Here is a 23,069-nt window from a genome sequence, read left to right on the forward strand (position 1 = left end):
ATGGACTGCGAAGGCCCCCAGGTGCCGGCGATATAGGGCTTCGGCATCTCGTGCCGGGACATCCAGCCGTCGATGATCGGCTCCGCCCACTGCCAAGCCGCCTCGACCTCGTCGCGACGCATGAACAGGGTGGAGTTGCCGCGCACCACATCCATCAGCAGACGCTCGTAGGCATCCGGGAACCGGCCGCCGAAAGTCTGGGCAAAGCTGAGATTCAGCGCCGCCGGCCGCAAACGCATGCCGCCCGGCCCCGGCTCCTTGGTCATCAGATGCAGGCGGATGCTCTCGTCGGGCTGGAGCCGGACGATCAGGCGGTTGGCCTGCAGCTCCCCTGCCCCTTGCGGGAAGATCGAATGGCGGATCGGCCGGAACTGGATGACGATCTCCGACATCTTGGCCGGCAGACGCTTGCCGCTGCGCAGATAGAAGGGCACACCGGCCCAGCGCCAGTTGTCGATCTCCAGCTTCAGCGCAACGAAAGTCTCGGTGCCGCTGCCGGGCGGGATACCGGGTTCGTCGAGATAGCCGGGCACCGCGCCACCGGCCACCGCGCCAGCGCGATACTGACCGCGGACGGTGCAGCCACCGACCTCGTCCGCCCCGATGGGCTTGAGCGAGCGCAGGACCTTCAGCTTCTCGTCGCGCACCGATTCCTGGGCGAGCGAGATCGGGCATTCCATGCCGACCAGACAGACGAGTTGCAGCAGGTGGTTCTGGACCATGTCGCGCAAGGCGCCGGACTGGTCATAATAGCCGCCGCGCTCCTCCACGCCGACCGTTTCGGCGACGGTGATCTGCACATGGTCGATGTGGTCGGCATTCCAAAGCGGCTCGAACAGGGAGTTGCCGAAGCGCAGAGCCAGCAGGTTCTGCACCGTCTCCTTACCGAGATAATGGTCGATGCGGTAAATCTGCTGCTCGGTGAAGACAGCGCCGACGCGGTCGTTGATCTCCTGCGCCGAGGCGAGGTCACGGCCGATGGGCTTCTCCAGAACGACGCGAGACTCCGGAGTGGCGAGACCGAAGGCGCGCAGCTGATCGCTGACCGGACCGAACAGGCTGGGAGAGGTGGCAAGATAGAAGATGCGCACGGCACCGCTGCTGCGCGACGGCGGGTTGTTCAGCCGCTCCGCCAGTTCGTCCCAACCATTGTCCGAGGTGGCATCGACCGGGACATAATCCAGCCGCTCCAGGAAGCGGGCGACCAGGGCGGTATCGCGCTCGTCGGCCGGCACATGCTCACGGATCGCCTCCTCCGCCTTGGCGCGGTAGTCGGACGGGGCCAGCGAACTGCGCGAGACGCCGATGATGCGGCTGCCCTCGGCCACTTGCCCCGCCTTGTCGCGCAGGTAGAGCGCCGGCAGCAGCTTGCGCAGGGCCAGATCGCCGGTGCCGCCGAACACCGTATAGTCGAAGGGAGGCAGTGCGGGGGCTGCACCGGTGGAGCGGGAGTGCATCTTCGGACCTCTCGACGTCGATGGCACGGTGCCTTTGGTCTGCCCGTGCTTCATGGTGCCACAGGGATGGGCCGGTCACAATGCGGGGCCGGCACGGCCCGATGCCAGCCCACGGTTCCAGGTTTCTGTCCTGCGGGATCACCCCAGCAGGTTGAGGACGGAAGCACCGCTCTCCGCCGGGCCGGCATTGTTGCGGAAAAGGGAAAACAGCTCCCGCCCACAGCCATGGGAGGCATCCTCGCTCGGCGGCGGGGGAGCGCCGCGGCTTTCCCACTCCGCCGCATCGACCAGGGCGTTCAGCGTACCGGCCTCCGCGTCCAGCCGCAGGATGTCGCCATCGCGCACGCGGCCGAGCGGACCGCCGCCCTTCACCTCCGGCGTGACGTGGATGGCGGCCGGCACCTTGCCCGACGCGCCGGACATCCGGCCATCGGTCACCAGCGCGACCTTGAAGCCCTTGTCCTGCAACACGCCCAGCGGCGGGGTCAGCTTGTGCAGTTCCGGCATGCCGTTGGCGCCGGGTCCCTGGTAGCGGACGACGACGATCACATCGCGGTCGAGTTCGCCGGCGCGGAAGGCGGCCTGGACCGCCTCCTGGCTGTCGAAGACGCGGACCGGGGCCTCGACCAGACGATGCTCCGGCTTGACCGCAGAGGTCTTGATGACGCCGCGGCCGAGGTTACCGGTCAGCACGCGCAAGCCCCCTTCGGCGGCGAAGGGCGCCGCGGTGGTGGCGACGACCGACGGGTCGCCGCTCTGGTCGGTGGCGGCACGGGTCCAGGCCAGGGCGCCGCCCTCGTCCAGCTCCGGCATGCTGCGGTACGGCTCCAGGCCGCCGTCGCCATGGATGGTGGAGATGTCGGTGTGGAGCAGACCGGCGTCGATCAGCTGACCGATGACAAAGGGCATGCCGCCGGCCTGATGGAAGCGGTTCACGTCGGCGCTGCCGTTGGGGTAGACGCGGGCCAACAGCGGGACGACCGCCGACAGCTCCGAGAAATCCTCCCAGTTCAGCTCGATGCCGGCGGCGGCGGCGATGGCCGGGATGTGCAGGGTGTGGTTGGTCGAACCGCCGGTGGCCAGCAGCCCGACGATGCCGTTGACCAGCGCGCGCTCATCGACGATGCGGCCGATGGGGGTGCCGGCGCCGGGGGCGGTCATCGCCACCACCCGGCGGGCGGCGGCATCGGTCAGCGCGTCGCGCAGCGGCGTGTTGGGGTTGACGAAGCTGGCACCCGGCAAATGCAGGCCCATGATCTCCATCAGCATCTGGTTGGTGTTGGCGGTGCCGTAGAATGTGCAGGTGCCGGGGGCATGGTAGGACTTGGACTCGGCCTCCAGCAACTCCTCGCGACCGACCTTGCCCTGGGCATAGAGCTGGCGCGCCTTGGCCTTGTCGGCATTCGACAAGCCCGACGGCATCGGACCGGCGGGGACGAAGATCGTCGGCAGATGGCCGAAGGCGAGCGATCCGATCACCAGGCCGGGAACGATCTTGTCGCAGATGCCCAGACACAGGACACCGTCGAAGGTTGCGTGGGACAGTGCGACGCCGGTCGCCAGCGCGATCACGTCGCGGCTGAACAGCGACAGCTCCATGCCCTCGTAACCCTGGGTGACGCCGTCGCACATGGCGGGCACGCCGCCGGCGACCTGCGCCACGCCGCCGGCCGCGCGCACCGACTCACGGATCATCGCGGGATAGCGCTCGTAGGGCTGATGGGCGGAAAGCATGTCGTTGTAGGCGGTGACAATGCCGATCGACGGCTGCGTCTCGCCGCGCAGCGCCGCCTTGTCGTTCGCACCGCAGGCCGCAAAGGCGTGGGCGAGGTTGGCGCAGCCCAGGCGTTGGCGGTGCGGCTTTCCGCCGGCGTTTTCCAGCCGCGCCAGATAGGCGGCACGGCGGTCGCGGCTGCGCTCCGCGATACGCTCCGTGACGCGGGCGACGACAGAATTCAGGGGGGCGGGCTTGCTCATGATCGCGTCTCGACCGTTTGTGGGAGGCGATGATTTCCGGAACGGACCATACGCCTGGGAGGACGGGCTGTGAAGAAAAATTTTTTCATAAATGGGATGGCTCTGCTGGATTTCTCGCCATCCACGGCAAAATTCTTCATAGTCGTGGCAGCACCGCTCCGGACGCTGAGGCTTTCGCGATGCTCCAGCGGCCGACGCCTCGCGGAATCGGCCCTTTCCAGGGAAGCAACCTTACGCCATGACATCTCCGGTCAACAGCACAGCCGCCTCCCCTACACCATTGGATATACTGGATGAGATCCGCCGGTTGCGGAGCGGGCTGAAACGGTCGGAAGGGCAGATCGCCGATCTGGTGCTGGCCGATCCGCGGCGGGTGCTCGACCTGAACGTCACGTCGCTGGCACAGGCGGCAGAGGTCAGCGAGGCGACGGTGGTGCGTTTCTGCCGCAGCGTCGGCTGCACCGGCTTCCCGGACTTCAAGCTGCGGCTTGCCGAATCCCAGGCACGGGATGCGTTGCGCGACGAGGTGCGCGGCGGCACCCCCTATGTCAGCAAGGATGTCGCGCCGGACGACAATGTCGGAACACTGGCGCGAAAAATTTTTTCATCGAGCGCCGCGGCTCTGACAGCGGCATCGTCCACGCTGGACGACGAAGCCCTGGAGCGCGCCATCGCTCTCCTGGCGGGCGCGTCGCGGGTGTTGTGCGTCGGCACCGGCGGGTCGAGCGCGCTGGCCCAGGACGCGGCGCACAAGCTGCTGCGCTTCGGCGCCGACGCCCAGCCCTGCGCCGACCCGGTGCTGGCGCGCATGCTGCTGGTCAACATGACGGCCGGCGGGGTGCTGCTGGCGCTGTCCAACACCGGGCGCAGCGGGACGATCAACGAGCTGGCGGCGGCGGCGCGGTCGCAGGGCACGGCAGTGGTGGCGATCACTGCGCCGCGGTCGCCTCTGGCCGCGATGGCGAGCGTCGTCATCGCCAGCCGGCCGGTGGAGGACACCGAGATGTACACGCCGATGGCCTCGCGGCTGGTGCACCTGACGTTGATCGACGTGCTGTCGACGGGGGTGGCGCTGCGGCTGGGCGATCCGGCGGTGCGGCAGTTGGCGAAGGTGAAGGCGGCGATCAATGCCGGGCGGCTGCCGCCGCTGAGCTGACCGGAAGGTTCCCGGCGGATTTCCAGAGGGGCGGATTTCCAGAGGCCTGCCCTTTGCGTCATCCGACCATAGACCAAGCCGCCGCGGCGCAATTCCGGCCTTGATGGCGGGTGTTGTACCATCGTCGAATAATTAAGCGAACGAACGATTGCTATCCTCGGCCGCAATCCGGCCCTGCAACCGTCAAGCACCTCCACGAAACGCGGAGTCTGCGGCACGGCACAACGCGGGAGCCCAAAGACGGATGCAGGAAGAGGACGCAAGAGATGACGCAGAGCCCTGCCACGCCGCCCACCCGGTCCCGCCGGCTCGCCCCCTTTGCCCCGCTTGCCTTGGCCGGCCTGTTGACGGTGGCACTGTGCGGCCAGGTTCTCGCTCATGGCGACGTCGTCCCGCAGCCGGTGGACACCACTGGGCTGGACAAACTGGGTGAAAAGTGGAGGGACAGCAATCCCTACCGCGGCAACCCGCGCGCCGTGGAGATCGGCGCCTCGGCCTTCAACCAGAACTGCGCGCGCTGCCATGGGCTGGGTGCGGTCTCCGGCGGCATCGCCCCCGACCTGCGCTATCTGGAGAAGGGCGATGCCGGCGACGAGTGGTTCAAGGAGCGCGTCACCAACGGCTCGATCCGCAACGGCGTCACCTACATGCCGAAGTTCGGTGACGCTCTGGGGCAGGAGGCGCTGTGGTCGATCCGCTCCTGGCTGGAAACCGTGCACGAGGAGTGACGGCGCGCTCCAACCGAAGGGGAGTACATCCGATGGCGGTGCGACATGTTCGCGCACAAAACAATTTGGGTCGTTCGCGTTGTTGCACCCGCCCATTTCGCTCTGACACAATGGAGGCGGGACGCTGTCCCAGTCTTCATCTTTTCTGCCGCTGTGCAGGGAACCGCAGGCCATGACCCGGATCCTGATTGCCGATGACCATCCGATGGTGCGCGACGCTTTGCGCAGCGCGGTGCTCTATTCCTGCCAGGCCACCGACGTGATGGAGGCGGACCGGCTCGAGAGCGTCATGCAGGCGCTTGAGGAACGGGGCGACCTCGACCTCGTGCTTCTCGACGTCAACATGCCGGGCATGAACGGTCTGGGCGGGCTGCGCACGTTGCGCCAGCGCTTTCCGGCGACGCCGGTCGTCGTCGTCTCCGCCCATGAGGAACGCCGTTGGGTGCGCGAGGCTATGGAGAGCGGGGCCGCCGGTTTCATTCCCAAATCGACCCCGCGCGACGCCATCGCCGCCGCCCTGCGCCAAGTCCTGAACGGCGAGCTTTACGTTCCTCCCCAAGCCGCGGAAGAGGCGACCGCCGACGAGGCCGAAGATGCCGAAACCGCGGAGATCGCGCGGCGCATCTCCACCTTGACCGCGCAGCAGCTGCGGGTGCTGGAACTACTGGGCACCGGCAAGCTGAACAAGGAGATCGCCTTCGACCTCAGCATCACCGAGACGACGGTGAAGGCCCATGTCTCGGCGATCCTGCAAAAGCTGAAGGTCTACAGCCGCACCCAGGCGGTGGTGATCGCCAACCGTGTGCTGGCCGACCGGCGGTGAGGGCCTGTGCGCACTTACCCCTACCCCGCCCGGCGAGGACGGTCAGGTGGGGATCAGCCGCCGCTCTTCTCCTTACCCTCGCCTTCACCACCCCCACCCTTGCCGCCGGCATTCCGCAGCCGGACGGCTACCGCCTGTCAGACTATCGCTCCCCCACGCCGGACGGGCTCGTCGGGGCTGAGACGGTCGACACCTCTGCGGTGCAGACGCTGCTGTCGCAAGGCCGTCCTATTCCAATCTTCGTCCAGCGCCTGGAGCGCAGCACGCTGCCCGGCGGCCCTTGGCTGCAATCGAAGCCCTACCGGCAAATTCCCGGCAGCGTCTGGCTGCCCAATGTGGGGGTGGGCGCCCCCGATCCGGCGACGCTGGCATGGTTCGAGTCCCAACTGAACCGGCTGACCGCCGGCGACCGCTCCCGCGATCTTTTGTTCTACTGCCTGTCCGATTGCTGGCTGTCATGGAACGCGGCCAAGCGGGCGGTGTTGCTTGGCTATGCCCGTGTCCATTGGTACCCGACGGGCATCGACGGCTGGATGGAAGCCGGTCTGCCGACGGAGGAAGCACATCCGAGGCCGCCTCCCGCTGCCCCCACTCCCTGATATCGAGGATGGGTCGGCACCGAAGGAGGTGGGGGATTACACCATGGTAGCATGGCGGCCCTCCGCCTCGGACCGCTACTCTTCATCTTGCCAACCATCTTGGTAAGCAACAGTCAGCAAGCAGGAGTATCACGCGATGAAGACCTGGCGCAAACCGAAGACCACCGAAATCGCCGTCGGCACCGAGATCAACGCCTACGCCTGCGCCGGCCTGTAAGCCGGACGAACCGGGGCCGGGGAAGTACGGCGTGACAGCTCTTCCCCGGACCTGCCTTCCATAGGCCCTTCTTCCCAAGGACCGCGCTTAAGTCGCGCTCAAGACGGTGGCCATGAAGATTCTCGTACTCGGTTCGGCAGCCGGCGGGGGCTTCCCGCAATGGAACTGCGCCTGCGAGGGTTGCCGCCGTGCCCGTTCCGGCGATCCGGCGGCCAAGCCCCGCACCCAATCGTCGCTGGCGGTGACCGCCGACGGTGAACGCTGGCTGTTGCTGAACGCCTCGCCGGACCTCGGCGCGCAACTGCTCGCCAACCCGCAGCTTCACCCCCAGCATGGCCTGCGCGGCAATCCGATCGGCGCGGCGCTGCTGACCAATGCCGACATCGACCATGTCGCCGGCCTGCTGACCCTTCGCGAATCCCATCCCTTCGCCGTCTATGCCACCCCGCGCGTCCATGGCGTACTGGCCGGCAACAGCGTGTTCAACGTGTTGAATCCCGAGCTGGTCGCGCGACGCCCGATGGCGCTGGGCGAGCCGTTCCAGCCAGCCGGCGCCGACGGTCGGCCGCTGGGGCTGGAGGTCGAGGCGTTCGCGGTGCCGGGCAAGGTGGCGCTCTATCTGGAGGACACGTCAGCCGGACCCGGCTTCGGCTCCGTAGCCGAGGACACGGTGGCGTTGCGCATCCGCCCCAGCGACGGGTCCAGCGACGGTTTCTTCTACATCCCCGGCTGTGCCGGCATGCCGGGCTGGCTGGCGGACCGGCTGCATGGGGCGCCGCTCGTGCTGTTCGACGGCACCACCTGGACCGACGACGAGATGATCCGCAGCGGCACCGGGGTGAAGACGGCGGCACGCATGGGGCACATGCCGATGTCGGGACCGGCCGGCAGCATGGCCGCCTTCGCGCCGCTGAGCGTCGCCCGCAAATTCTACATCCACATCAACAACACGAACCCCGCCCTGCTGGAGGATTCGCCTGAACGGGCGGAGGCCGAGGCGGCCGGCTGGCGCATCGCCCATGACGGGCTGGAGCTGACCCTATGACTGAGCCGATGTCCCGCGAGGAGTTCCGCGCCGCCCTCTATGCCATCGGCGAGCGGCAATATCACGACCTCCACCCGTTCCATCAGCTGCTGCACGGCGGCAAGCTGCAAAAGGGGCAGATCCAGGCCTGGGCGCTGAACCGCTTCTATTATCAGGTGTCGATCCCGCGCAAGGATCTGACCATCATGTCTCGCATGGACGATCCGGCGCTGCGCCGCGCCTGGTTGCAGCGCGTGCTGGACCATGACGGGCTGACCCAGACCGGCGAACTGGACGAGACCAAGGTCGGCGGCATCGAACGCTGGCTGCGGCTGACCGACGGGCTGGGGCTGGACCGCGATTATGTGAAGTCGCTGGAGGGTCTCCTGCCCGCCACCCGCTTCGCCGTGGACGCTTATGTCAATTTCGTGCGCGACCATTCGCTGCTGGAGGCGGTGGCGTCCTCGCTGACCGAGCTGTTCGCGCCGTCGATCCACCGCGAACGCATCGCCGGGTTCGAGCGCAACTATGCCTTCGCCAACGACAGCACCCTGTCCTACTTCCGCAAGCGGCTGGACGAGGCGCCGCGCGACGTGGAGTTCGGGCTGGATTATGTGCTGACCAATGCCCATACAGCGGAACAACAGCAGCAATGCCTGCGCGCCCTCCGCTTCAAGACCGAACTGCTGTGGGCGCAGCTGGATGCCCTGCACCATGCCTATGTCACCCCCAACCTGATCCCGCCCGGCGCCTTCGTGCCGGTGGACATGGAACCGACACGGTACAGCCGGTGAACGCCGTCGCTCCCCACATTGCCGAGACCGACCGGTTGAGGCTGGCCCCCGGCGTCATGCTGCGCAACGACCGCCGCCGCGGCCAGTGGATGCTGATGGGGCCGGAGCGGCTTCTGGTGCTGGACGAGATGGCGCTGGCGGTGGTGCGCGCCTGTGTCGGTGCGGAGATCGCCGATGTGGCCGCCGGCATCGACCGGCTGACCGTGGAATACGACGCGCCGCGCACGGAGGTCGCCGCCGACGTGCTGGAGATGCTGACCGACCTGCGCAACAAGGGTTATGTCGTCACATGAGATGCCCCGGGAGGTGTGTCTCCAGGAGGTGTGTTCAATGAGCTGCACCCTGCCCGCCTTCGCGGCATCCCCGGCCGCCGAACCGGCCCCGCCCTTCGCCGTGCTGATGGAGTTGACGCACCGCTGCCCGCTGCGCTGCCCCTATTGCTCCAACCCGGTGGCGCTCGAGTCCGCCAGCGCGGAGCTGGACACCGCCACCTGGAAGCGCGTGCTTGACGAGGCGGCGGACGCCGGTGCGCTCCAGGTGCATTTCTCCGGCGGAGAGCCCTGCGTCCGCAAGGATCTGGAGGAGCTGGTCGCCCACGCGACGGAGATCGGGCTCTACAGCAACCTCATCACCTCCGCCGTGCTGCTAGATCGACCGCGGTTGGAGCGGTTGCAGCGCGCCGGGCTTCAGCATGTGCAGATCAGCCTCCAGGATGCCGAGGCCACAGGTGCCGACCGCGTCGGCGGCTTCAAGGGCGGCCATGCGAAGAAGCTGGAGGTGGCGCGGGCGGTGGTCCGGCAGGGTATGGCGCTGACCATCAACGCGGTTCTGCACCGCCACAACATCGACCGGGTGAACGATGTCATCGATCTGGCGATGGATCTCGGCGCCGGGCGGATCGAAATCGCCAACGTGCAGTATTACGGCTGGGCGCTTGCCAACCGCGCGGCCCTGATGCCGTCGCGTGAGCAGTTGCTGGCGATGGACGCGGCGGTGCGCGCGCGGCTGCCCGAACTGGCCGGGCGGATCGTGGTCGATTACGTCGTGCCGGATTATTACGCCCGCCGGCCGAAGAGCTGCATGGGCGGCTGGGCGCGCCGTTTCATGAACGTCACCCCGCGCGGCCGGGTTCTGCCCTGCCATGCGGCGGAGACGATTCCGGGGATGACGTTCGAGACGGTGCACGACCGCAGCCTGTCCGACATCTGGCGCGATGGTCCGGCTTTCGCCCGCTACCGTGGCACCGACTGGATGCCGGAGCCCTGCCAGTCCTGCGATCACAAGGAGGAGGATTGGGGCGGCTGCCGCTGTCAGGCCCTGGCGCTGGCGGGCAGCGCCGATGCGACCGACCCGGTTTGCGAACTGTCGCCGGCCCATGCGGAGGTCGCCGTTCTGCGCGACCGCGACGCCGCGGCATTGGGGACGGAGTGGACCTATCGCGGACTTTAGAGCGGTTTGGCGTGGGGGGAAGTATCGGCATCGATTTCCCCCTGCCTGCCCGCCCTCCTCACTTGTCGTGCCCCGAACCGCCCTTCTTGCCGCCACCATCCTGCTTGTTGACCGTCGCCCAGGCGCGGCTTTCCGCCTCATCTTTGGACACGCCGCGCTTCTCGTAACTTTCTTCGATATGCTCGGCCTTGCGTTTCTGCTTGTCGGTGTATTTGTCCTTGTCGCCCTGGGACATCGAATCCTCCTGTTGGGCTGTGGGATGTTTCCCGCTCAACAGTGTCACCGGATGGGAAGTTCCTTAGGGAAATAGGCGAAAACTCATATCCGGGACAGGACAGACGGAAAGCGCGGCTTGCCGTAAGCGCAGCCGTCACCCATCCTTTTCCCAATGCTTTCAGGGGGAGGTTCCGGGGTGTTCATGATCTTCAACAAGAGCCGCGCCTATATGGGTGCGGCAATCCTGGCGGTCGGTCTCGTCGCTGGCACGGCACAGGCGGCGGATGCGGTCCGCGTTGGCTCGAAGCTGGATGCCGAAAGCGGGCTGCTCGGCACCATGATCCTTCAGGTCTTGCAGGCGGGCGGCATCCCGACGGAGAACAAGATCCAGCTGGGCCCGACCAAGATCGTGCGCGGCGCCCTGCTGTCCGGCGAGATCGACATCTATCCCGAATACACCGGCAACGGCGCCTTCTTCTTCAATGTCGACAGCGATCCGGTCTGGAAGAATGCCGGCGCCGGCTATGACAAGGTCCGGCAGCTTGACCAGGAGAAGAACAGCATCGTCTGGCTGAAGCCGGCCCCGGCCAACAACACTTGGGCGCTGGCCGTGCGGCGCGATGTGGCCGACGCCAACAAGCTGAAGACCATGGAGGATTTCGCCAAGTGGGTTGGCGGCGGCGGCAAGGCCAAGGTCGCCGCGTCGGCGGAGTTCGTGGAGAGCCCGGCTGCCCTGCCCTCCTTCCAGCAGACCTACGGCTTCGCGCTCAAGCCCGACCAGATGCTGATCCTGGCCGGCGGCGACACCGCGGCCACCATCCGTGCGGCGGCCGAACAGACGTCGGGCGTCAACACCGCCATGGTCTACGGCACCGACGGCGCCATCGCGGCACTCGACCTCGTCGTGCTGGCCGACACCAAGGGCGCACAGATGGTGTATGAGCCGGCACCGACCGTCCGCGCCACCGTGCTGACCGCCAACCCGAAGATCGCCGACCTGCTGAACCCGGTCTTCGCCAGCCTCGATGCCGAGACCCTGCGCGGGCTGAATGCCAAGATTTCGGTGGACGGCCAGGACCAGAAGCAGGTCGCCACCGACTACCTGAAGTCCAAGGGCTTCCTGAAGTAAGCCGGCGACGTGACCAGCCGACTTCTCCTGCACAACCGCGTCGCCCTGCTGATGGTGCTGGCCGCGGCAGTCGCCGCTATGGCCTTGCCCTTTCTCGGCTTCGCACCCAACCGTCTGCTGTCGGGACGGCCGGTGTCGCTGTGGGCGGCGATGCAGGGGCTGGATGGGGCCGTGGCCCTGCTGCCGGGGTTGGTGCTGCTGGCGACGCCGTTCCTGCGCCCCACCCCTGCCGGGCTTGGCCTGACCGTCGCAGCGGGCGGACTGTTCACCGCCGGGCTGGTCTGGCTGGCGGGCGCACAGGCGGCGGCACTGGCCCAGGGAGCGTCCTCAGCGGCGCGGACCTCCTTCGCCTCCGGCTTCTGGGTGATGGCGGCGGCGGGCCTGCTAACCACCATCGACGCAGCGCGCCGGCTGAGGCTGGGCGCAATCGGCCGGATGGCGTTCGGCGGAGCGGTCGCCGCGCTGGTGGCGCTGCAACTGGCATCCGGTCATCTCGATGCGCTGTCGATCCTCAAGGAATACGCCAACCGGCGCGAGATCTTCGCCGATGCCGTGCTACGCCATGCCATGCTGGTGGCGGCGGCGCTGATCCCGACCCTGCTGATCGGCATCCCTCTCGGCGTCGCGGCCCACCGGGTTCAGGCGGTCGGGCGCGCGGTCTTCCCGGTGCTGAACGTGGTGCAGACCGTGCCGTCCATCGCCCTGTTCGGCCTGCTGATGGCACCGCTGGCGGCGCTGGGCGCGATGCTGCCGGGGTCGGGGATCAGCGGGGTCGGACCGCTTCCCGCGGTGATCGCGCTGACGCTCTATTCGCTGCTGCCCATCGTCCGCAACACCGCGGTCGGTCTGGACGGTGTTCCCGCCCCGGTACGGGAAGCCGCCCGGGGCATGGGACTGACGCCGCGCCAGATCTTTCTGCGCGTCGACCTGCCGCTGGCGCTGCCGGTCTTCCTGTCGGGATTGCGCATCACCGTGGTCCAGGCGGTCGGGCTGGCGGCGGTGGCGGCACTGATCGGAGCGGGCGGGCTGGGTGCCATCATGTTCCAGGGGCTTTTCGCCAACGCGCTGGACCTTGTGCTGCTGGGCGCCGTTCCCGTCATTCTGCTGGCGGTGGCGGCTGACGCCCTGCTTTCCATCGGCATTGCCGCCGCCACCCACAGCATCGGCCTCCTGCCGGGAAAGAGTGTGCCATGATCGAATTCGAGCGGGTGACCAAGCGCTTCGGCTCCTGGACGGCAGTGGACAGCGTGTCCTTCTCGGTGGCAGAGGGGGAGTTCCGCGTGCTGATCGGGCCGTCCGGCTCCGGCAAATCGACGGTGCTGCGGATGACCAACCGGCTGATCCCCGCCGACGAGGGCGCCATCCGAATCGACGGCGAGGACATCGCGTCCCTGAAGCCGGAGGAACTGCGCCGCCGCATGGGTTACGTCATCCAGTCGGTCGGGCTGTTCCCGCACTGGACGGTGGAGCGCAACATCGCCACCGTCCCCGGCCTGCTCGGCTGGCCCAGGGCGCGCATCCGCGACCGGGTGACGGAACTGCTGGAGTTGTTGAACCTCGACCCCCGCCGGTACCGCGGCGCCTATCCGCACCAGCTGTCCGGCGGTCAGCAGCAGCGCGTCGGCGTCGCCCGCGCCCTGGCGGCGGAGCCGCGCATCCTGCTGATGGACGAACCGTTCAGCGCGCTCGACCCGATCACCCGCGCCAGCCTGCAAACGGAGCTGTCGGCGATCCACCGCCGCACCGGCACCACCATCGTCTTCGTCACCCATGACATGGACGAGGCGCTGCGGCTTGGCGACAGCATCGCGGTGATGGACCATGGCCGGCTGATTCAGTGCGCCACGCCGCTGGACATCCTGACCCGTCCGGCCAGCCCGCTGGTGCGCGATCTCGTCGGGCGCGAGGAATGGGGGCTGAAGCGGCTGGCGGTGGAGACGGTCGGCGACCGCGCCCGCCGGCAGGAGAGCGTGACCGGTGAACCGCTGACCGCGGAGACCCCGCTCCACCGCGCCCTGTCCGAGATGGTCGCCCGCGGCACCGAACGGCTGCCGGTGGTGGACGGCGATGGCCGGCCGGCCGGCGTGCTGCACCTGTCCGACCTCGTCCGCCCCGCCTCCGGCGGAGCGGTCCCCGGCGGTACCGCATGACCGGCGCCGGCATGGCCCCACGGGATTTCCTGACCGACCGGCTGATGCTGGGTCTGGCGGTGCTCGTGGCGCTGGTGCTGGGCATGCCGTCGCTGAAGCCGCTGTTCGCGACGCTGTTCCCCCGCCTCGACCGGCCGCTGTACGAGGCGGAGAGCTTCGTCAACCTGACGCTCGACCATATGGCGCTGGTCGGCGCCTCCAGCCTCGCCGCGATCCTGCTGGGCGGCGGTGCCGGCATCGCCGTCACCCGTCCCTGGGGGCGGGAATTCCGCGGCCTATTGGAAACCGTCGCCACCATGGGCCAGACTTTCCCACCTGTGGCGGTGCTGGCGCTGGCGGTTCCGGTGTTGGGCTTCGGCCCCGAACCGGCGCTGATCGCCCTGACGCTCTACGCCCTGCTGCCGGTGGTGGAGAACACGGTCGCCGGGCTGGACGGCGTCCCGGCCCCGGTGCTGGACTCGGCCCGCGGCCTCGGCATGGGGCCGGCGGAGGTGCTGTTCCGCGTCGAGCTGCCGCTGGCCGCTCCGGTGATCCTGGCGGGCATCCGCACTGCCGTCATCATCAATGTCGGTACCGCCGCCATCGCCTCCACCGTCGGCGCCAAGACCCTGGGCCTGCCGATCATCGTCGGGCTGAACGGGTCCAACCAGGCCTATGTCATCCAGGGCGCGCTGATCGTCGCCGCACTCGCCGTGGTGATCGATGCCGGGTTCGACCGGCTCGCCGGCTGGCTGACCCGCTGGTCGCAACGCTGACCTCGGACCATAAGCGGCCATGTACTGCGAATGACTTGCATTCGCAATTTTGACGTTCTACTCTCCGCTGATCCACACCAAGCGGAGTCCGCCATGTCCAGCATGCAGTCCCATCGCCGCCCCGCCCCTCGTCGCGAGCGCTTCCAGGATCTGTGCGATGCGGAGACGCTGGTCGTCTCGGTGTTGCGGCTGTGGGCGGAGCCTCTGCGCGAACCGGAGCGGCAGCATCCGCATTGGCAGGATGGAATGACCGCAGCCGGTCTGTCGAACGATGCGGCGGTGGCGTTCGACACGCTGATGCGCATCGTGCTTTCCGCCACCAACCGCCCACTCGATCTCCATCGCCCGCCCTGCCCGACCTTGGGCACCGACGAGGCTTTGCTGCTCGACATGTTGCGGTTGGCGCAGCAGGGACAACATGGCGAGGCCGGGGTGCTGATGAACGACTGGCTGTCGCTGACCGCCGTGCGCATGGCGATGGCGCCGCTCTGCGTCCTGGCCGCGGCCCTCGCCCGTGCCGGCCTGACACTGCCGGACCCTGCGAAGGCGTTGCACATGCCGAGCCGTCCGGTCACCAGCCAGATGGACAGGCCGCGCCCCACTGCCGACCGCGGCGCCACCCTGCTGCACTGAGGCGGCGCCGCGCGTCCAGCCTAGCGCCGCAATCCAGCGGCGATGCGATCCGCCAGCTGGCCGACCGCCTGGCTCATGGTCCGAACCTGCGCATCGGCCTCTGCACCGCCGGACGGCACCTCGACGGTTTCGCGTGTCGGCGCGATCCTGCGCCCACTGGATCCGCTGCCGGACGACAGGGTCCATTGCGCATCCAGAACCACGCGCCCGGTGGCGTCGGCATCGAAGCGCAGCACGGTGACGGCCAGCACCGGCGTCCCCTCGGCCAGCCCGCTGCCGGCCACCGGCAGCACCGTCGTCCCCGGCAACCGTGCCGCAAGGTCGCCGGCCAGGGTGGAGCGCAGGCCGTCGACCAGCGGCTCCGCCCAGCGGTCATATTCCAGCGTCTCCACCCGGTTGCCGTCGATGCGGCGGACGATCTGCGGCCGGTCGATCAGCATCGGCAGGTCGAGCGAGCCCAAGGCCAGGGTCCGGAATGTTGTCGCTGCCGGCTGCGCCGCACCGGCCGGCGGAATCACCGCCAGCGTGTAGAGCCGGCTGTCTGGCGTCGACTGGCAGGCCGCCAGCACGAAAAGCGGCAGCGCCAGCGCAGCATTCCGGAATCCGCGCACCACCTTCATCCCCTCTGCTCCCCGTCCCATTATTTCTTGCCCCGCAGCAGCGCTTCAGGGTGACGTTCCAGGTAGTCGGCCAGCACGCGGAAGGACCGCGCGGCGTCGTTCAACTGCCGCATCACACCCGGCAGGTCGGCCTGACCGCCGCCACCGCCCAGCAGCCCGTTGGCGTTCTTCAGCGTTCCCTCAGCCGCGGTCGCCACCCCGCGCAGGCTCTTCACCAGCTGCGGCAGTTGCCGGTCGGCGTCGCGCATCAGCGCATCGGCGCTGCCCAATGCCTTGGCGAGTGCGGCCAGTGATCGCGCGAGGTCCGGCGATCCGGCCAGCCCGCCAACCGATTGCAAGGTGCCGCGCAGGTCGGCGATCAGCGCGTCCAGCGGCAGGGCGGAGATCTTCTCCATCACCACTCCGGCCGACGCCATGATCGAATCGAGGTCGCTGGACGCCACCGTCGGCAGTTCCGACCGCTCCGATCCCGGCGAGGGCGGCAGGCCGGGAGAGTAGTCGAAAGATACCAGCTTCTGCCCGGTGATCAGGTTGCCCGAGGCCAGCCGGGCCCGCAGCCCCTTCTGCACCTGCATCGCGATCAGCTTGCGCACCGCCGCCTCGTCCATCGGCTTGCCGTCGATCACGGCATAGGTGCGGGCGACCAGATCGGGTTCGAAATCGATGTCGACGGGGATGTGCAACTCCTCCTTGGCCTCGTCATACACCAGCCGCACGGCGGCGACGTGGCCCACCGTCAGGCCGCGCATCAGCACCGGCGCTCCGGCCTGTAGCCCCTGCACCGAACCGGGGAACTCCAGCCGGTAGCGCACGCGCAGCCGGTCGCGCGCAGCTGCGGCGGACGCCTGATCCTCGTAAAGCGTGAAGCTGGCCCAATCCAACGCCTGTGCCCCAGCCTCCGGATCGGGCGGGGTCTCCAGCACCACGCCGCCCAGCGCCAGCGACTTCAGCGATTCCGTCTGGAACTTGATGCCGTCGGCTCCGGCGGAGAACTGGATACCCGACGACCGCCAGAAGCGGCTTCCCTCATGCACCAAGCCCTCATAGGGCGCACGGACGAAAATCGCCACCGACACGCTGCGGTCCTGCGGCGACAGGTTGTAGCCCATCACCTCGCCCACTTGGACGCCGCGGAAATAGACGGGAGAGCCCTGGGCCAGCGATCCCAGCTGCTCGGTCTTCAGGTTGAAGCTGCGGCCCGGCACGTCGGCGCGGACCACCGGCGGCTCATCCAGCGCGTCGAACTCCCGCCGGTCATCGCCGCCGCCGGGCTCCATCTCCACATAGGTGCCGGACACCACGGTGCTGAGCCCCGATACCCCGCCGAGGCCGAGGCGCGGCGCCACCATCCAGAAGCGGGTGCCGTCCTTCAGGTGGCGGGCGGCGGTGCGGTCCATGCGCGCGGTGGCGATCACCTGCGACAGGTCATCGGACAGCCGCACCGATTCGATCACGCCGAGATCGACGTTCTTGTGCTTGATGCGGGTCCGCCCGGCCTCCAGCCCGTCGCCGGACTGGAAGGTGATGACGATCTGCGGCCCGCGCTCCTCGAGCCAGCGCCAGCCGAGCCAGCCGGCGATCAGCGCCGCCACCAGCGGCAGCAGCCACAGGGGCGACAGCCGCCGGCGCGGCGGTGTTGCGACCTCGGGCGGGTGGCCGGCAGACGGGTGGTTGGCAGGCGAATGGGTGTCCGGCCGGTCGTTGTCTCGGGTCTCGTCAGCCATGCCGCGTCATTCCAGCCTGTGCGTTCTGCGCCGCATCGGGCGCGCCCTCTTCCGCGCGGTCCCACATCACCCGCGGGTCGAAGATGTGGCTTGCGATCATGGTCAGCACGACCACGCCGGCGAAGGCGATGGCGCCGGGATCGGCGCGGACGGAGGCGACGGCGCCGAACTGCACCAGCGCCGTGAGGATGGCGATCATGAACACGTCGATGTTGGACCAGCGCCCGATGGCGTCGATGATGCGGTACAGCCGCGTCCGGGCGTGCAGCCTCGCGGCCGAACGCCGCCACGCGGCCAGGAGGAACCAGCCGAGCCCTACCAGCTTCAGCACCGGCACGGCGACGCTGGCGACGAAGACCAGCAGGGCCAGCGGCCACAGCCCGGCCTCCGCCAGTTCATGCACGCCGCTGAGGATCGTGCTGGGGGCGCCCTGGCCGAAATTGACGACGGTCATCACCGGCAACAGGTTGGCCGGGATGTAGAGCACGGCGCCGGCGGACACCAGCGCCGCGGTGCGCTCCAGGCTGTTCGGTTCGCGCGGGTGCAGGCGGCTGTGGCAGCGGGTGCAGCGGTCCGGCGCCGGCCCATGGTCGCAGCCATGGACACGCTGGCAGACGGTGCAGGCGACCCAGCGCCTGGGCGCCGGCGCATCGCTGGGAGGCACATGGTCGATCGCCTGCCAGACCCGGCGGCTGTCGAGCGCCAGATCCATCAGCGTGCCGGCAAGCACGAAGCCGCCCAGCGCCAGCCCGCCGGCCAGGAACTCCGCGTTGGCGAAGCCCTTCAGCCGCGAATAGCCGACCAGCAGCCCAAGCAGGAAGACATCCAGCATCGCCCAGGGCCGTAGCTTCTCGGCCCAGGCGAAGAGACGCGCGGTCTCCCGCACGTGGGTGGGTGGGCGACCGTCATGCAGCCGTTGCAGCACGGCGATCACCGCCATGATGCGGGCGAAGGGGGCGGCAAGCACCAGCGCGCCGACCAGCAGCGACAGCGGCCACATGCCCTGGTCGGCCAGAATCTCGACACCGGTGGTGACGAGGCTTGTGCGGTCGTTGCCCTGGATGTTCACGCCCATCAGCGGGTTGGCGGCGATGAGCATCAGCATCAGGGCGCTGGCGACCGCCATCGGCAGCGCGTGGCGGACGCCGCCGCGTCCATTCCGGAAGAGCACCGCGCCGCAACGCGTGCATTCGGCCCGGCGGCCCGGCGCCGGCAGGCGGACGCGGTGCAGGCGGCCGCAGTCGGGACAAGCGACGAGGTCGTCACGACTCTCCGCCGCCGGCACCCTCAACCCTTCCTTGCCCGATCCAACCGACATGCACGCACGCGAACCTTCCAACCGACGAAACCCGCTCTCCAATTGGCTTTTATCAGCGTTGGCGCAAGCCCCTGCGAAGCGGATAGGCGGAATTCCGCCGCATTGCAACATGGCTTGTGTCACGTTCGGGAATTCGCGATTGACCGAAAGATTATGTACATACATTATCGCCGAAACGTCACATCGCAACGCGGCGCGGAGAGCGGGGTGCAGGGGTTGGCACGGCAAGGCCTGACCGGACAGAACCGCGGTAACGGACCGGCGTCCCCGCCGGAACATCCGCTGCAAGCCGGTCCGGCGCAGGTGGGCGTCGCCCCGGACAGCACCGTGAAGGACAGCGCCCTGGACGGCCGCGGCCCCCTGTTCGACCAGATCAAGCGTGCCGTCGCCGGGCAGATCCTGCGCGGGCGCTGGCAGGCGGGCCAGCGCCTTCCCAACGAGGCGGAACTGTCCAGCCTCTACGGCGTCTCCCGTCAGACCGTGCACAAGGCCATCGCCCTGCTGGCGCGGGAGGGTTTCCTGGTCCGCCGCCGCCGCGCCGGCACCTTCGTCGCCACCGGCCGCCGCGACCGCTTCGCCCTGCCCATTGAGGACATCGGCGACGTGGTGGCGCGGGATGGGCGTGTCTACGAATTCCGCATTCGCGACCGCAGGATTTTTCGCAACGGCGAGGGCATCCGCTGGCCCGACCTGCCCGACGGAACGCCGATCCTGACGCTGGAATGCCTGCATTTCAGCGACGGCACGCCGATCCAGCACGAACGCCGGCTGGTCAATCTGGACGTCGTGCCGGAGGTGGTTGACGAATCCTTCGATGTCGTGGCACCCAGCCGATGGCTGGTCGACCGGGTTCCCTGGTCATCGGCCGACCACACCGTGCGCGCGGTCAACGCGACCGCGGAGATGGCGGCCTTGCTGGGGGTGGAAGCCGGTGCGGCCTGCCTGTCGATCCGGCGGCAGACCATGCATCTCAGCCGGCCGGTGACACTGGTTCATTTCCTCTCGGTCGGTGACCGCTTCAGCCTCAGCGGATCGTCGATCACCGACAGCGCGACCGAGTTGAATTTGTAAACACAAAAGGACCGGTGACAGGCGCCGGCCGCAACAGGGGTGACTTCACGATGGAGAGCAAGGCTATGGTTCGGACGATGTTCAAGACGGCGCTGCTGGGCGCCACCCTGCTGGTCGCCGGTGCCGCCGCCGGGACGGCGATGGCCGACACGCTGGCCGACGTGAAGAAGGCGGGCGTCTTCACCGTCGCCACCGAGATGCAGTTCCCGCCCTTCGATTTTCTTGAGAACAACGAATACAGGGGTGTTGACAAGGACCTGTTCGACGAGGTGGCGAAGGAGCTGGGCGTCAAGGCCAAGTACATGGACCTGCCCTGGACCAGCGTGCTGCCGGGCCTGGAAGCCAAGAAGTTCGATCTGGTCATCGCCCCGGTCACCATCACGAAGGAGCGCATGAAGCGCTATTCCTTCACCGTTCCGATTTCCGAGGCGACCGCCGCCCTGATGAAGCGCGCCGATGACAAGACCATCAACAAGCCGGAAGACATCGCCGGCAAGAAGGTCGGCGGCGGCAAGGGCACCTCGCAGCTGGCCCAGGTGAAGGAATTCGGCCAGACGCTGCCGACCCCGCCGGACGTGCGCGAATATGTCGACAGCAACCAGTCCTACGCCGATCTGGCCGCCGGCCGCGTCGACGCTTCGGTCAACTCGCTGCCGAACCTGAACTTCGCCGCCGCCCAGCGCAAGGAGACCTTCGCCGTCGTCCTGCCGCCCTTCGGCAAGCCCTCCTACTTCTCGTGGGTCGGCCGTCCCAGCGACGACGACAAGAGCCTGATCGAGGCGGTCAACGCCGCCCTGGTCAAGATCCAGAAGGATGGCCGCATGGCCGCCATCCAGAAGAAGTGGTTCGGCGTCTCGCAGGAGCTGCCGACCACCGTTCCGGAACCGCAGCTCTAAGGAACGCATGACCTTCCCTCTCCCGCCTTTCGGGCGGGAGAGGGACAGGATCGCCCGACCAAGGCCCACACGATGAAGTTCAGCGTCATCATCGACGCCTTTCCCTATCTGCTGGGAGCGGCCGTCACGACCATCTGGGTCTCTCTGCTCGGCGTGCTGCTGGGGCAGGTGATCGGCGTTGTCGTCTGCGTGGCGCGCCAGTCCGGCGGCCGGGCGGCGGACATGGCCGGCGGTGTCTATGTCAGCTTCTTCCGCGGCGTTCCGCTGCTGATCCAGCTTCTGCTGATCTACTACATGCTGCCGCTGATCGGCATCGACGTGCCGCCGCTTGTCGCCTCCATCGCGGCGCTCGGCCTCGCGTCCGGCGCCTATGTGTCGGAGATCTACCGCGGCGCGCTGAACGCCGTCCCGCACGGCCAGTCGGAGGCGGCGCTGGCGCTGGGCTTCCCCGGGTCGTCGATCTGGACGCGCATCCTGCTGCCGCAGGCTTTCCGCATCTCGGTCCCAGCACTGGTCAACGAGCTGATCCTGCTGTTGAAGGCCTCCTCGCTGATTTCCGTCGTCGGGGTGGCGGAGCTGACGCGGACCAGCCAGACCATTTCGGCCAGCAACTACCGTCCGCTTGAGATTTATCTGGCGGCCGGCCTCATCTATCTGGCGATCAACGGCGCGCTGGCCCTGTTCGGCACGCTGGTCGAACGCCGCCTGCAACAGGCCTGACCCGATGTTGGACCTCTCCCTCCTCGTCCAGTACGGCCCGGCGCTGCTGCGCGGCTTCGGCGTCACCATCCTGTGCTGGGGCGCCGGCTGCCTCATCGGCATGGTGCTGGGCTTCGCGCTCATGCTGCTGCGGCAATTGCCGGTGAAGCCGCTGCGCTGGATCATCCGCGCCTATATCGAGGTGATCCGCGGCACGCCCTTCCTGATCCAGCTGTTCCTGCTCTACAGCGGCGGCCCGGCCATCGGCCTGCGGCTGGAGGCGACGACCGCTGGCATCCTCGGCCTCGGCATCTACGGCAGCGCCTATTTCGCCGAGATCTTCCGCGCCGGCTATCAGGCGGTGCCGAAGGGACAGGTGGAGGCGGCGCTCAGCCTCGGCATGTCATACGGCTCGATCCTGCGCCGGGTGATCGTGCCGGCAATGCTGGTGTCGACCATCCCGGCCATCGTCAACATGATGGCGATCCTGACCAAGGAGACGGTGGTGCTGTCGATCATCACCGTGCCGGAACTGATGTACGAGATGCAGACGATGGCGGCGGAGACCTTCGCCACCTTCGAGACCATCCTGGGGATGGCGCTGTTCTACTGGCTGCTGGTGGAGGTGGTGTCGCGCCTGGGCCGCCGGCTGGAGGCGCGCGTCACCCGTTTCCTGACCCACGCCTCGCCGCAAGGGTCGTCGTCCGAGACTGCAACCGCGAGGGCGTGATGACCGCCGTTTCCCAAACCGCCACCCCGTCGCGCGCCGCAATACAGGGCGACGCCGCGCCGATGGTTTCGATCCGCGGCGTCGGCAAGAGCTTCGGCACCAACGAGGTGCTGCGCGACATCGACCTGACCGTCAACAAATCGGAGGTCGTCTGCCTGATCGGTCCCAGCGGGTCGGGCAAGAGCACACTTCTGCGCTGCATCAACTTCCTGGAGGTCTACGACCGCGGCGAGATCCGCATCGAAGGCAAACTTGTCGGCTATAGCGAGGATATGCCGCGCCGCCGCCTGTCCAACCGCGACCTGCGCGATCTGCGTCGCAACGTCGGCATGGTGTTCCAGCAGTTCAACCTGTGGCCCCACATGACCGCGCTGGAGAATGTGGCCGAAGCCCTGGTGCAGGTCCGCGGCATGGAAAAGGTCGCCGCCACCGCCCACGCCCGCCGGATGCTGGACCGGGTCGGTCTGGCGGCCAAGGCCGACAGCTACCCCGCCCGCCTGTCCGGCGGCCAGCAGCAGCGCGTCGCCATCGCCCGCGTCATCGCGATGGAACCCCACCTGATGCTGTTCGACGAGCCGACCTCCGCCCTCGACCCCGAACTGGTGGGCGAGGTGTTGCAGGTGATGCGCGATCTGGCGGCCGACGGCATGACCATGGTGGTGGTGACCCACGAGATGGGCTTCGCCGCCAACGTCGCCGACAAGGTCGCCTTCCTCGACCGCGGACGCATCGCCACCTTCGGCACCCCGCGCGAGGTCTTCCACGAATCCACCGAACCGCGGGTGCAGCAATTCCTTCAGACCTATCACGAGCGCAACAGCTTCTGATCTTCTACCGTGCGTCGTTTGTTTTTTCCCTCTCCCTTGCCATGCTGAGGCATGGGACGGGAGAGGGCGGAAGTTGC

General features: G+C 68.0%; 25 protein-coding genes (1 of these 25 running past the window's edge). 19 read left to right on the plus strand and 6 right to left on the minus strand.

All coding sequences use genetic code 11. The features are described 5' to 3' along the window. Both zwf and edd read right to left on the minus strand, forming a co-directional pair. Positions 1-1,457 carry the 5' portion of a glucose-6-phosphate dehydrogenase gene (gene zwf, locus ABNQ38_RS11010; protein WP_377806868.1) on the minus strand. It extends 64 nt beyond the left edge of the window, so only the first 1,457 of its 1,521 coding nucleotides appear in the window; the start codon lies at positions 1,455-1,457; the stop codon falls past the left edge of the window. Between the two features lie 138 nt (positions 1,458-1,595). Further along, positions 1,596-3,434 (minus strand): phosphogluconate dehydratase, encoded by a 1,839-nt coding sequence (gene edd / locus ABNQ38_RS11015; RefSeq protein WP_377806869.1) that lies wholly within the window; start codon positions 3,432-3,434, stop codon positions 1,596-1,598. Positions 3,435-3,672: 238 nt separating this feature from the next. On the opposite strand from edd, the gene ABNQ38_RS11020 reads away from it, so the two are divergent. The 9 genes from ABNQ38_RS11020 to pqqE all read left to right on the plus strand — a co-directional run bounded on the left by ABNQ38_RS11020 (position 3,673) and on the right by pqqE (position 10,224). Next, positions 3,673-4,590 carry an SIS domain-containing protein gene (locus ABNQ38_RS11020; protein ID WP_377806870.1) on the plus strand — a complete coding sequence of 306 codons (918 nt, stop codon included), beginning with the start codon at positions 3,673-3,675 and terminating at the stop codon, positions 4,588-4,590. 266 nt (positions 4,591-4,856) lie between these two features. Then, on the plus strand, positions 4,857-5,318 hold the full coding sequence (gene pedF, locus ABNQ38_RS11025) for a cytochrome c-550 PedF (RefSeq protein ID WP_377806871.1): 462 nt from the start codon (positions 4,857-4,859) through the stop codon (positions 5,316-5,318). Positions 5,319-5,490: 172 nt separating this feature from the next. Further along, positions 5,491-6,141 carry a response regulator gene (locus tag ABNQ38_RS11030; RefSeq protein WP_377806873.1) on the plus strand — a complete coding sequence of 217 codons (651 nt, stop codon included), beginning with the start codon at positions 5,491-5,493 and terminating at the stop codon, positions 6,139-6,141. Between the two features lie 110 nt (positions 6,142-6,251). Continuing rightward, positions 6,252-6,740 (plus strand): rhodanese-like domain-containing protein, encoded by a 489-nt coding sequence (locus tag ABNQ38_RS11035; protein WP_377807414.1) that lies wholly within the window; start codon positions 6,252-6,254, stop codon positions 6,738-6,740. Positions 6,741-6,876: 136 nt separating this feature from the next. Further along, positions 6,877-6,957: a pyrroloquinoline quinone precursor peptide PqqA gene (gene pqqA, locus ABNQ38_RS11040; RefSeq protein WP_014249839.1), complete on the plus strand. Its 81-nt coding sequence runs from the start codon at positions 6,877-6,879 to the stop codon at positions 6,955-6,957. 112 nt (positions 6,958-7,069) lie between these two features. After that, positions 7,070-8,002, plus strand: a complete 933-nt coding sequence (gene pqqB / locus ABNQ38_RS11045; protein WP_377806875.1) for a pyrroloquinoline quinone biosynthesis protein PqqB — start codon at positions 7,070-7,072, stop codon at positions 8,000-8,002. Beyond that, entirely contained in the window at positions 7,999-8,775 is a 777-nt protein-coding gene (gene pqqC, locus ABNQ38_RS11050; RefSeq protein WP_377806876.1) for a pyrroloquinoline-quinone synthase PqqC, read from the plus strand. The genes pqqB and pqqC overlap by 4 nt, the downstream gene beginning before the upstream one ends. Then, entirely contained in the window at positions 8,772-9,068 is a 297-nt protein-coding gene (gene pqqD / locus ABNQ38_RS11055; RefSeq protein WP_174473774.1) for a pyrroloquinoline quinone biosynthesis peptide chaperone PqqD, read from the plus strand. The genes pqqC and pqqD overlap by 4 nt, the downstream gene beginning before the upstream one ends. A 37-nt stretch (positions 9,069-9,105) precedes the next feature. After that, entirely contained in the window at positions 9,106-10,224 is a 1,119-nt protein-coding gene (gene pqqE / locus ABNQ38_RS11060; RefSeq protein WP_377806877.1) for a pyrroloquinoline quinone biosynthesis protein PqqE, read from the plus strand. A gap of 58 nt (positions 10,225-10,282) precedes the next feature. On the opposite strand, the gene ABNQ38_RS11065 is transcribed toward pqqE, so the two are convergent. Further along, positions 10,283-10,459: a hypothetical protein gene (locus ABNQ38_RS11065; protein WP_174473776.1), complete on the minus strand. Its 177-nt coding sequence runs from the start codon at positions 10,457-10,459 to the stop codon at positions 10,283-10,285. 183 nt (positions 10,460-10,642) lie between these two features. Here ABNQ38_RS11065 and ABNQ38_RS11070 point away from each other — a divergent pair, with 183 nt between their 5' ends. From ABNQ38_RS11070 to ABNQ38_RS11090, 5 genes are all read left to right on the plus strand, one after another. Beyond that, entirely contained in the window at positions 10,643-11,569 is a 927-nt protein-coding gene (locus ABNQ38_RS11070; protein WP_377806878.1) for an ABC transporter substrate-binding protein, read from the plus strand. Positions 11,570-11,578: 9 nt separating this feature from the next. Continuing rightward, positions 11,579-12,763, plus strand: a complete 1,185-nt coding sequence (locus ABNQ38_RS11075; protein WP_377806879.1) for an ABC transporter permease — start codon at positions 11,579-11,581, stop codon at positions 12,761-12,763. Next, complete coding sequence (locus ABNQ38_RS11080; protein WP_377806880.1) at positions 12,760-13,719, plus strand: ABC transporter ATP-binding protein; 960 nt, start codon at positions 12,760-12,762, stop codon at positions 13,717-13,719. Before ABNQ38_RS11075 ends, ABNQ38_RS11080 begins: the two co-directional genes overlap by 4 nt. Next, positions 13,716-14,474, plus strand: a complete 759-nt coding sequence (locus ABNQ38_RS11085; RefSeq protein WP_377806882.1) for an ABC transporter permease — start codon at positions 13,716-13,718, stop codon at positions 14,472-14,474. Before ABNQ38_RS11080 ends, ABNQ38_RS11085 begins: the two co-directional genes overlap by 4 nt. Before the next feature lie 93 nt (positions 14,475-14,567). Continuing rightward, the gene (locus tag ABNQ38_RS11090) at positions 14,568-15,107 is read left to right on the plus strand and encodes a hypothetical protein (RefSeq protein ID WP_377806883.1); all 540 of its coding nucleotides are present in this window, start codon (positions 14,568-14,570) and stop codon (positions 15,105-15,107) included. A gap of 20 nt (positions 15,108-15,127) precedes the next feature. Here the strand turns inward: ABNQ38_RS11090 and ABNQ38_RS11095 are convergent, their stop codons facing one another. Genes ABNQ38_RS11095 through ABNQ38_RS11105 form a run of 3 tightly spaced genes read right to left on the minus strand, consistent with a single transcriptional unit; the run spans position 15,128 to position 18,769 of the window. After that, positions 15,128-15,727 (minus strand): membrane integrity-associated transporter subunit PqiC, encoded by a 600-nt coding sequence (locus ABNQ38_RS11095; RefSeq protein ID WP_377806885.1) that lies wholly within the window; start codon positions 15,725-15,727, stop codon positions 15,128-15,130. A gap of 20 nt (positions 15,728-15,747) precedes the next feature. Continuing rightward, on the minus strand, positions 15,748-17,451 hold the full coding sequence (locus ABNQ38_RS11100; protein ID WP_377806887.1) for an intermembrane transport protein PqiB: 1,704 nt from the start codon (positions 17,449-17,451) through the stop codon (positions 15,748-15,750). Continuing rightward, a complete protein-coding gene (locus ABNQ38_RS11105) occupies positions 17,444-18,769 on the minus strand; it encodes a paraquat-inducible protein A (protein ID WP_377806888.1) in 1,326 nt (441 codons plus the stop codon). The genes ABNQ38_RS11100 and ABNQ38_RS11105 overlap by 8 nt, the downstream gene beginning before the upstream one ends. A gap of 207 nt (positions 18,770-18,976) precedes the next feature. On the opposite strand from ABNQ38_RS11105, the gene ABNQ38_RS11110 reads away from it, so the two are divergent. From ABNQ38_RS11110 to ABNQ38_RS11130, 5 genes are all read left to right on the plus strand, one after another. Then, positions 18,977-19,840 (plus strand): GntR family transcriptional regulator, encoded by an 864-nt coding sequence (locus tag ABNQ38_RS11110; protein ID WP_377806889.1) that lies wholly within the window; start codon positions 18,977-18,979, stop codon positions 19,838-19,840. A gap of 65 nt (positions 19,841-19,905) precedes the next feature. After that, complete coding sequence (locus ABNQ38_RS11115) at positions 19,906-20,736, plus strand: transporter substrate-binding domain-containing protein (protein WP_377806891.1); 831 nt, start codon at positions 19,906-19,908, stop codon at positions 20,734-20,736. Positions 20,737-20,808: 72 nt separating this feature from the next. Further along, on the plus strand, positions 20,809-21,456 hold the full coding sequence (locus ABNQ38_RS11120; protein ID WP_109048685.1) for an amino acid ABC transporter permease: 648 nt from the start codon (positions 20,809-20,811) through the stop codon (positions 21,454-21,456). Between the two features lie 4 nt (positions 21,457-21,460). Further along, a complete protein-coding gene (locus tag ABNQ38_RS11125; protein ID WP_377806892.1) occupies positions 21,461-22,165 on the plus strand; it encodes an amino acid ABC transporter permease in 705 nt (234 codons plus the stop codon). Then, entirely contained in the window at positions 22,165-22,992 is an 828-nt protein-coding gene (locus tag ABNQ38_RS11130) for an amino acid ABC transporter ATP-binding protein (RefSeq protein ID WP_377806893.1), read from the plus strand. Before ABNQ38_RS11125 ends, ABNQ38_RS11130 begins: the two co-directional genes overlap by 1 nt. The last annotated feature ends 77 nt before the right edge of the window (positions 22,993-23,069 follow it).

The organism is Azospirillum sp. A29, assembly GCF_042604625.1.
Lineage (GTDB): Bacteria > Pseudomonadota > Alphaproteobacteria > Azospirillales > Azospirillaceae > Azospirillum > Azospirillum palustre.

Bases quoted from the DNA above. Each gene is read 5' to 3' on its own strand.
- edd (WP_377806869.1), bottom strand. From the start codon at position 3,434: ATGAGCAAGCCCGCCCCCCTGAATTCTGTCGTCGCCCGCGTCACGGAG.
- pqqC (WP_377806876.1), top strand. From the start codon at position 7,999: ATGACTGAGCCGATGTCCCGCGAGGAGTTCCGCGCCGCCCTCTATGCC.
- ABNQ38_RS11085 (WP_377806882.1), top strand. From the start codon at position 13,716: ATGACCGGCGCCGGCATGGCCCCACGGGATTTCCTGACCGACCGGCTG.
- pqqB (WP_377806875.1), top strand. From the start codon at position 7,070: ATGAAGATTCTCGTACTCGGTTCGGCAGCCGGCGGGGGCTTCCCGCAA.
- ABNQ38_RS11070 (WP_377806878.1), top strand. From the start codon at position 10,643: ATGATCTTCAACAAGAGCCGCGCCTATATGGGTGCGGCAATCCTGGCG.
- ABNQ38_RS11030 (WP_377806873.1), top strand. From the start codon at position 5,491: ATGACCCGGATCCTGATTGCCGATGACCATCCGATGGTGCGCGACGCT.
- ABNQ38_RS11105 (WP_377806888.1), bottom strand. From the start codon at position 18,769: ATGTCGGTTGGATCGGGCAAGGAAGGGTTGAGGGTGCCGGCGGCGGAG.
- pqqA (WP_014249839.1), top strand. From the start codon at position 6,877: ATGAAGACCTGGCGCAAACCGAAGACCACCGAAATCGCCGTCGGCACC.
- ABNQ38_RS11120 (WP_109048685.1), top strand. From the start codon at position 20,809: ATGAAGTTCAGCGTCATCATCGACGCCTTTCCCTATCTGCTGGGAGCG.
- pqqE (WP_377806877.1), top strand. From the start codon at position 9,106: ATGAGCTGCACCCTGCCCGCCTTCGCGGCATCCCCGGCCGCCGAACCG.
- ABNQ38_RS11125 (WP_377806892.1), top strand. From the start codon at position 21,461: ATGTTGGACCTCTCCCTCCTCGTCCAGTACGGCCCGGCGCTGCTGCGC.
- ABNQ38_RS11115 (WP_377806891.1), top strand. From the start codon at position 19,906: ATGGTTCGGACGATGTTCAAGACGGCGCTGCTGGGCGCCACCCTGCTG.
- ABNQ38_RS11090 (WP_377806883.1), top strand. From the start codon at position 14,568: ATGTCCAGCATGCAGTCCCATCGCCGCCCCGCCCCTCGTCGCGAGCGC.
- ABNQ38_RS11130 (WP_377806893.1), top strand. From the start codon at position 22,165: ATGACCGCCGTTTCCCAAACCGCCACCCCGTCGCGCGCCGCAATACAG.
- ABNQ38_RS11080 (WP_377806880.1), top strand. From the start codon at position 12,760: ATGATCGAATTCGAGCGGGTGACCAAGCGCTTCGGCTCCTGGACGGCA.
- ABNQ38_RS11100 (WP_377806887.1), bottom strand. From the start codon at position 17,451: ATGGCTGACGAGACCCGAGACAACGACCGGCCGGACACCCATTCGCCT.
- ABNQ38_RS11020 (WP_377806870.1), top strand. From the start codon at position 3,673: ATGACATCTCCGGTCAACAGCACAGCCGCCTCCCCTACACCATTGGAT.
- ABNQ38_RS11065 (WP_174473776.1), bottom strand. From the start codon at position 10,459: ATGTCCCAGGGCGACAAGGACAAATACACCGACAAGCAGAAACGCAAG.
- ABNQ38_RS11095 (WP_377806885.1), bottom strand. From the start codon at position 15,727: ATGAAGGTGGTGCGCGGATTCCGGAATGCTGCGCTGGCGCTGCCGCTT.
- pedF (WP_377806871.1), top strand. From the start codon at position 4,857: ATGACGCAGAGCCCTGCCACGCCGCCCACCCGGTCCCGCCGGCTCGCC.